Consider the following 7,813-nt stretch of genomic DNA (forward strand, 5'->3'; position numbering starts at 1 on the left):
TGAGCCCAGTACCTCCGATGTGCATATTACCCACAGCCTGAACGAGGTGCTGGACGGCAGTGGCGTAGTGAATATGGGTCATGCTGTGGTGGGTATCACCGGCCATGCCAGGATTATGGATGCCGATGGCACGGTGCAGGCGGAAACGGTGGCACCTAAGCGCATGGCGCGCAATAAAGCATTCCCGATTACCGAACGGCGACTGCGCTTTAACCGGCCTCACATCAATTTCAGCTCACCGGAAACGGTGCGCCCCTTTCTGGATACGATCAGTCGCAATGCCGTGGTGTTGCTGGACAGCAAATACAATGTCACCGGCGTCCTGCCATTGTCGGACAGCAACCTGAAGACCCTGCGACACCCCACGGACAATCCTGCGGCTGCCCGGATTATGACGGCACTGGACAGCACCAACAGTTCGTCGGTCATCCTGAAAAGCAGTGGTTCACCACTGGCCATGAAAGGCACCCGGAACCTGATCAACTTTTTCAACCGGGGCGACCGGATTAATGTGCTGGATCACTTTACCGGCAAGGAGGGTGATTACCAGTCAGCCGCTGAACAAGGCTTCCCCGACCTGAACGAGGGAGGCTCCTTCTACGCCCTGCGCAAAGACACCAACGCCAAAGGCATCCAGTCCGGTCCCCTGCGGCTGAAGCTGAAGCCGCTGGAGCAGAAACTGGGTCAGGCCATTCATGTATTGCAGTCTGAAACCGAACTGCCCTCACACCTTTACCAGAAAGTCATCAGCGACAAGGCACAAGGCCGGGTGCGGGGCCTGTTTGACCCGGACACGGGCGACACCTACCTGATCGCTGCCAACCTGGACAATGTGGGCGAGGCAACCCGTACCATCCTCCATGAACTGGTAGGCCATAAAGGCGTCCGTGGTCTGCTGGGCAAGCGGCTGGATACCGTGCTTGATGAAATCCACCGGGATATGAGCGACCGGCTGAAGCAGGCACTGGCCAAACGCTATGCCCGGCAGATGGAAGGCAAGAGCGAGGCAGAAGCCAACCGGATCGTTGCCGAGGAATACCTGGCACACCTGGCGGAGAAAGATCCGAAGAACGGCCTGTTGACCAAAGTGGTCAGCATGATCCGCAATGCCCTGCGCCGGTCGTTCCCCAACATCAAGTGGACCGATGCCGATGCAGTGGAGCTGCTCAGTGCGGCCCGTGGGCATCTGAAGCGTAATGGCAGCTTTAATCCCAACGGTCCGAAAGGTAATCGCTATAACGATGCTGGCCGTGCGCCCACTTTTTACTCTGCCGTAGAGCGCAGTGCCGCCGCAGTGAAGTCGGACAAGCTGCCTGCCCAGAGCTGGCTGAATGCCATCAAGAAAGGCGACTTTGTCCAGGATGAGGAGATCAGATGGCTGGGTCTGGATCTATGGCTCGATAGCAAGCAAGGAGAAAAGCTCAGCAAATCTGATGTACTGTCGTTTATCCGCGAGAATGAGGTCAGCATCGCAGAAGACCTGGCGACTTCAAATACCGCAGCCAATGAAGAAGAGCTGGAAGAGCGTCTGGATGATATGCGTCGACGGTTTATTAATGAGCGTATCGGCGATTATGAGCACGGTTACCATCTGGATGAAATAGAAAACGCCCTGAACACTGCCAGGGAGGAGCTATGGGACAGCGAATATGAATACAACTATGACGAACTGAAAGATCGCTACGAGCACGAAGCCCTGGACGACCATGAGATAGAAAGCCTGCTGGATGAGGACGGCAATCTGATTAAGTCTGCTCTCCATGAAGAAGCCACCTGGAGAGCCAATAACAGCCTCGAAAATACCGACAGCAAAGAGCTGGTCACCGATCACGTCAGCTATCAGGAAAAAGAAGAAGCGGCACTGGCCGTCTGGGAAGATGAGCGGGAAAGTGATGCCCGGGATGATCTGGAGGCTGAGCTTCGTGATGAGGCCGGTGTCCGTTACCGGGAGTACACCATGGCCGGTGGCGAAGACTACTCCGAACTGATTCTTACCCTGGAAGACAACCGCACGATTATTCCCTCAGACCCTGACCAGAGAAACCGGAACCCGCTGGCTCATGTACGATTTCAGTCGTTTAATCAAAATATTCATGGGCGAAACGAGAAGATCCTGTTTATTGATGAGGTGCAAAGCGACTGGCATCAGGACGGGCGGGCTATCGGCTATCAGACTCCGGAAGCTGCGAGGCAACATGAGCAACATGGGAACCGGATCGCAGAATTGAAAAAAGAGAAGGCCAAAAAGACCGATGAAGAACAGGCCGTGGTCACCCGGCTTTACCAGGCCAAAGACAAACGGGATGAACTGTACGAACGGCTGTCGGATGAAGAAGGCTGGAATGACTGGGGTGATGAAGAACTCAGGGAAACACTGCAAACCGAAATCGATCAGACCATCAGCACCATTGAGGAACTGACCCATCACAAGGCCCGGTTACTGGATGAACTGAAAGCGCTGGAGCAAGAACTCCAGTCTCTCCATAGCGGCAAGGCACCCAATATTCACCGTATGGTGCCCGACGCTCCGCTGAAAGAGAACTGGCCCAACCTGATTATGAAACGGATGATCCGCCATGCTGCTGAACAAGGCTTTGACCGGATCGCCTGGACAAGTGCCATGCAACAGGTGGAACGGTATCCCGGTCTGGGTCAGGTGGTTCGGGAATTGCGGGTATATCCCCGGCTGAATAAAGAAGGCGTCGTGCAAGGTTTTGAGCTGGAAGCTAAAGACCGCAATGGAGTCACCCGCAGTATGGTGGCACCCGAGTCGTCACTGGCAGACTAAGTAGTTGGCCAAATGGAATCGTATATTTCTGGCTAAGTGGGCAGTTACTATGCAAGGCGCAACGTAGGGAGCATAGCCGTAGCTATGTGACCGGAGTTGCAACGCCGCAGAGTGACTGCCCACTTAGTCAGAAATATATGATTTCATTTGGTTAACTACTTATATCGGGCATCGTCTGGCGGAGCAGGCCCGGGAAAAAACCAGAGACGTTTATGAAACGCTGAAACAGGAGCGCAGCCAGTGGTTAGCAGAGCAGGATGTTGACGATGAGCAGAAACGCTGGTTTCTTCGGGCTGCCAATGGCGATGCCCTATACACCCAGGATGATGAGTTTCTGTATTTCAACTCCGAAGCTGAGGCGATTCACCAGATTGATCAGACGGTATTTGCCGAGCATAGCGAAGAGTTCACCCTGGAAGGTATGAATGAAGTGGTGGGTAAGGATGGCAAGGGTATGCGTGAGTTCTACGACAAGCGCCTTGCCAATTACATGAAGAAATACACCAGGAAATGGGGTGCGAAGCTGGAACCCATTGAGATGGCGTTCCATCAGGAAAAGTATCCCTATGATAATAAGCAGGACAAGGTGTGGTCCGTGACCGTCACCGACAAAATGCGCGACTCGGTACTGAAGGATGGCCAGCCGCTCTTTTCCCTGAAAGATGACCCCCAGGGATGGGGGAAATCCCACCAAGCGCTGGGAGCGCGACTGGGACAAAAAGATCAGAAGCCCGACAACTCCCCCCGCTATGCCCTGAAAGATATACCCGACGATGTGCTGTCAGTGATCAAAGATATCCATGGCGGTATCAATCCAAAAAGTAAGCTGGACCGGCTAAAAGAGCAGTGGGATTCCCGCACCCTGGTTGAACATATCCAGCGGTGGCAGGTAGAAGCCAATCAGGGAATATTGAACCGTTTTGCCATTGTTGAGCACAATGAAAAACAGTTGAATGATGGCAAGTTGCTGGATGCTGCCCTGTCCGCCAGCAAAGCAGCGTACCTGAGCCGGAACTCGGACAGTGTCACAGAAGCGGTGCTGTTTAAAGGCACGCCGATGCTGAAAGACGGCAGTGTGATAATAAAGCCCAACAGCCAGGGGATTGTGGAGGTGTTTACCCCGGTGGCCGAGCGGGGCGAACTGGAAACCCAGGAGGTCTGGGCAGGCAGTATCCGGGCGAGGCGGATTATCGATGAAGACAAGGCCGCCAGAGCCAAAGGCAATCAGTTGCTGGTCCGGGGGCAGGCCATGAAAGAGACTCTGGATGCCATTGCTCCAGATGAGTATCAAGGAGGGCGCTCTGCCTGGAACCGTGATCGCAAGCAGATGGAGAAAGACCTGAAACTGGGTAAGGATCTGAATCAGCAGAGCAGCGAGAATCTGTACGACGAACAGAAGATAAACACCATCCAGAACTGGGTAGACACCCAGCCGCAGTTGAAAGCCCGGTTCAATAAAGTAAAAGACAGCTATCAGGCCCACAATAAAGACCTGCTGGACTTTATGGAGGCTTCCGGTCTGCTGGATAAGGACGTTCGCAAACTGTTTGAAACCGACGACTACCTGCCCTTCCATCGGGTACATGACCTGGAAGCGAAGGAGCAGGATGGAGGTCGCATCAAAAGAGGATTATCCGGCCAGAAGTCAGGCATCCGGAAACTCACCGGAGGTGTGGAAAAAATCGCACCACTGGAAGCGATGGTTCGCAATACCCGGGCGATGATCGATGCCGCTTTCAAGAACATTGCCCAACAGCGCATTGTGGAGGATGGGGTGCGCCTGGGTGCACTGGATAAGGTGGAAGCTGCCTTCACCATGTCCGATCAGGAAGTGGTTGAACGACTGCGGGATATGGAGCTGGATACCAACCTGACACCGACCCAAATGCGTCGCTGGAAGGCCCTGTTAAGCGCCTATGTGGAGCCGGGCAATGGCGTGGTCAGCGTTTCGGTCAACGGTAAGCTGGAATATTATCAGACCAAAGACCCACTGCTGTATGCAGCCATTCAGGATCTGGGCGCACCGGCCCATAACGCCTTTGAGAAGCTGATTGGTTTCCCTCGCAAGGTGCTCACCACAGGGGTAACCTCACTGCCGGATTTTTGGCTGCGCAACCTGTTCAGGGATACCCTGTCCACGGCGGTGCATATTGCCCCGGAGGTAAACGACAAACCATTGAAGCTGAATCCGGTGGCCGGTGCGGTCAGAGGTTTCCGAAAGTCATTAAAGGAAGATGAAACCCGTTGGGCGCTGGCCATGGGTGGCGGCATGAGCGGCAGCGGCTATTACACCATCAATTCGGATAATGTCCGCAAAAAACTGTCACCGGAAGAGCGGAAGCGAATCATTAACCGCCCCGGACAGTTGTGGGATTTGTGGAAAGGGTTCGGTTCCCGTTTTGAAAACGCCAACCGGTTGCACGTCTATGAGCGTGCCATCGAACAGGGCGGTTCCACTGCCGAAGCAGCCTTCCAGTCTCTGGATGTATTGAACTTCACCCGCAGCGGCCAGTGGCCATTGATCCGGTTTATGGTGAACTCCATTCCGTTTTTTAACTCTCTGTTGCAGGGAGTTAACCGGCTGTGGCGGGGAGTTAACCGGCTGTGGCGGGGCATCAAGCCGGGTAATACCTGGGATTTGTCGTCCTTTTCCGGTTCGGTGATTTTCCGTGGCCTCCTTTACGGCATGGCCGCCTGGGCATTGATGAAACACTACGAGGACGATGACCGATACAAAGAACTGACCAATGATGACAAGCTGGGGTATCACCACTTCTGGATCGGAGAAGGCAAGGAGGGCCATTACCGGATACCCAAGCCCTTCGAAGTGGGCGCCATCTTTGCCACCCTGCCGGAGATTATCACCCAGAGCCTGGATGGCCATGAGGATATGAAGTGGACCAGGGATATGATGTACGGGCTGGTGATGAATATCTTTAATCTTGACCCCATCCCGCAAATCATCAAGCCAATCTGGGAAGTGTCCGAAAACCGGGACCGCTTCCGTGACCGGCCCATTCTCCCCATGCGCTTGCAGGACCTGAAGCCAGAGGCACAGTACGATCCTTACACCAGCGACACCCTGAAAGAGCTGGTGCAGTGGATACCAGAAGAAGCGCCGGACTGGATGCGTTCCCCCAAAAAGCTGGAGCATCTGATCAGGGGCTATTTCGGGTCGCTGGGCAGTTATACCCTGATGGCCGCCGATGCCATGACCCGAAAAGCAACGGGTGCCGCCGACAAACCAACACCCACTCTGCAAGACAACCCATTACTGGGCAGCTTTGTGCGAGACAAGGTGACCAACCGTAACCGTTACACCGATGAACTGCACGAGATGACGGTGGACATTAACGAGATCGCCAACAGCATCAAACGCTACCAGGAATCCGGCAAAGTCCAACGAGCCAAAGATCAGGAGCAGTCTGCCGCCGCAAAGCTGAAGCATAAGGCAGGACTCCAGAAGGCGAGTCGGGAGATAAACAAGCTGAGAAAAGAAGTGCGCCGGGTGATGGAAGACCGGTCGATGAACTCTGAAACTAAACGGCAACAACTGAATACTCTGCACGAGCGGATCAACCAGTTATCAATGAATGCGGTAAAGCGTTACCAGCAACCCTTTCACTGATCAGCCTGTTTTTTCTCCTGCTCTTCGGATGCCTGATCGCGAGTACCTTTGACGGAGGTCATCACCGCCTCAGACTCATCCCGTGAGAGCTGCAGAACATGAAAGAGGAGAGAAACCAGCTGAGAGACCTTGGCGAGCCAAATGTTCCTTTTGTTCATAATATCCGACCTTCACCACCCCTTGGTAACATTTTGATTTTAAACGATTAAATATCGTGCCAACCATATATTCGAATAGAATATATGGTTCAAAATCAGATGATTACGTTATTTTGGTGGTGAAAGTGGGTAATATACGTCCATTTATTGTAATTGTAATTATTGGCCGTGTAAGAAGTGTAAAATATGGGCATCGGCTGCATCCTGCCAAACAAATACCACTGTAAACTGTTCGATGGTACTATTTTATGCCTATGCAACTAGACATTGAGTGTCGTTCAAAAAAGGCGTTACCCGACTATTCCTGAAAATGTCTGGGTGGGCGGTAGCGTAGTTGCGGATCAGGAAAGTGTTGCAATGTTTTTTTGATTTAAGGCATTGGGTAGGACAAGCATAAAGCCGATTGTTTCTGGTCAAGAAAATGTAGTGTGTAAAAACCAAGACCCCATCGTTTTCCCAATGGTTCAGGTAATTAAAATGAACGACACCCATAGTAAAGTTATCGGTTATGTACTTTGGATTTTCGGTTTTCTTGGCGCCCACCGCTTTTATTATGGCAAACCGGTAACAGGGACTATTTGGTTGTTCACCCTTGGTCTCTTTGGCATTGGCTGGCTGATCGATCTTTTCCTTATCCCGGCCATGGATCGGGAAGCGGATTTTCGTTTCCATAGTGGCCAGTATGATTACTCTGTTACATGGATATTGCTGGCATTCCTTGGTGTATTTGGCGTTCACCGTATGTACCTGGGGAAATGGATATCGGGAATTTTGTATCTGTTTACCTTTGGTTTTGTTGGCCTTGGTGTTATTTACGATTTTTGGACGTTAAACGACCAGATCTCGATTAAAAACAGTGCGAATAGTTCTGCATCAGAAAACTGAAAAAGTGGGTTGAAAATTTTAGGGCAAGAATTTAGAGGCAGGTTTTTAACCTTGGATTCGTTCAAGATTCAAGACTCGACCCAAGTTTCCCTTGCTTGATGCTGTGATTTTGTACAGTAAAAATTAGTTCGTATATGCAGAAAATCAACTGAATGGTTAACCTGTTGTTTTGAATAAAAATAAAGCAATCTTTAATCACATGGGTTGCTTGACCGAAAAATATACGAATTACAAAATACGAATCAGAAGATATAGCCTTTAAAATGCAGAGCGCTGTGTAAGTCGCGCTGTATGGGAGTATCGGCTGGTGCGTATAGCAAATCTACAGTACTGATTTCCAACCATTATAGGTAG

The 7,813-nt window shown here is 51.8% G+C and carries 4 protein-coding genes; 3 read left to right on the forward strand and 1 reads right to left on the reverse strand.

Annotated elements, in window-relative coordinates:
• The coding region (locus tag ACO6V1_RS21305; protein WP_422468413.1) for a hypothetical protein at positions 1-2,788 on the forward strand (2,788 nt) is incomplete at its 5' end.
• A 421-nt stretch (positions 2,789-3,209) separates the two neighbouring features.
• Positions 3,210-6,416: an LPD38 domain-containing protein gene (locus tag ACO6V1_RS21310; protein WP_422468415.1), complete on the forward strand. Its 3,207-nt coding sequence runs from the start codon at positions 3,210-3,212 to the stop codon at positions 6,414-6,416.
• Here ACO6V1_RS21310 and ACO6V1_RS21315 read toward each other — a convergent pair.
• Positions 6,410-6,574, reverse strand: a complete 165-nt coding sequence (locus tag ACO6V1_RS21315; protein WP_422450698.1) for a hypothetical protein — start codon at positions 6,572-6,574, stop codon at positions 6,410-6,412. The genes ACO6V1_RS21310 and ACO6V1_RS21315 overlap by 7 nt on opposite strands.
• 477 nt (positions 6,575-7,051) lie before the next feature.
• Here ACO6V1_RS21315 and ACO6V1_RS21320 point away from each other — a divergent pair, with 477 nt between their 5' ends.
• Entirely contained in the window at positions 7,052-7,459 is a 408-nt protein-coding gene (locus tag ACO6V1_RS21320; protein ID WP_422468418.1) for an NINE protein, read from the forward strand.
• Positions 7,460-7,813 lie beyond the last annotated feature (354 nt).

Origin of the sequence: Endozoicomonas sp. ALC013 (genome assembly GCF_049310205.1) — a bacterium.
Lineage (GTDB): Bacteria > Pseudomonadota > Gammaproteobacteria > Pseudomonadales > Endozoicomonadaceae > Endozoicomonas.

Excerpts from the sequence above, each read along its gene's own strand:
- ACO6V1_RS21310 (WP_422468415.1), top strand. The coding sequence starts at position 3,210 with ATGAATGAAGTGGTGGGTAAGGATGGCAAGGGTATGCGTGAGTTCTAC.
- ACO6V1_RS21315 (WP_422450698.1), bottom strand. The coding sequence starts at position 6,574 with ATGAACAAAAGGAACATTTGGCTCGCCAAGGTCTCTCAGCTGGTTTCT.
- ACO6V1_RS21320 (WP_422468418.1), top strand. The coding sequence starts at position 7,052 with ATGAACGACACCCATAGTAAAGTTATCGGTTATGTACTTTGGATTTTC.